Source organism: Salinicola socius (assembly GCF_001937195.1).
GTDB lineage: Bacteria > Pseudomonadota > Gammaproteobacteria > Pseudomonadales > Halomonadaceae > Salinicola > Salinicola socius.
Map to the genome: position 1 here is coordinate 1 of NZ_MSDO01000116.1, position 528 is coordinate 528.

A 528-nucleotide genomic window follows, 5' to 3' on the forward strand; every position below is an offset into this window, starting at 1 on the left:
TTAAAGAATCACGGAAAACGAAGCGGTCGTCTGTTCCCCCAGGACGCCTATCAGGCTTTCTCTGAGGCAATGAACCGAACAGGAATCGAGCTGCCTAAGGGCCAACGTACTCACGTCCTGCGCCATACATTCGCTAGCCACTTCATCATGAATGGCGGTGACTTGCTGACGCTGCAGAAGATCCTCGGACACCAGACGATTCAGATGACCATGCGCTACGCCCATCTCTCCCCCGACCACCTGGCCGACAGCTTGAAATTCGGGCCGAAAATGCCCGGTCGACACTTGGTTGACACCGACGAGAAATGGAACCCTGAAACGGGTCGGAAATTGAAGTAAGTTACTGATTTTATGGTGGGCCCAGTAGGACTTGAACCTACGACCAAGGGATTATGAGAGCTGTAAAAAACCTATCACTGGCCGTCTTTATCCGTAAAAACAGCCAGTTATGAGAACCGAAACCGTCAATGCCCGTCTCTAAGCGTCAACGCGGTTGACAGTTGGTTGACGCAGTCTTGACGCATATTC

The 528-nt window shown here is 51.7% G+C and carries 1 protein-coding gene; it reads left to right on the forward strand.

Annotated features, from left to right (window positions below; genetic code table 11):
- Nucleotides 1–339, forward strand: a 339-nt coding sequence (locus BTW07_RS19125; RefSeq protein ID WP_158025906.1) for a tyrosine-type recombinase/integrase, incomplete at its 5' end; no start/stop codon positions are given.
- Nucleotides 340–528: the final 189 nt, after the last annotated feature.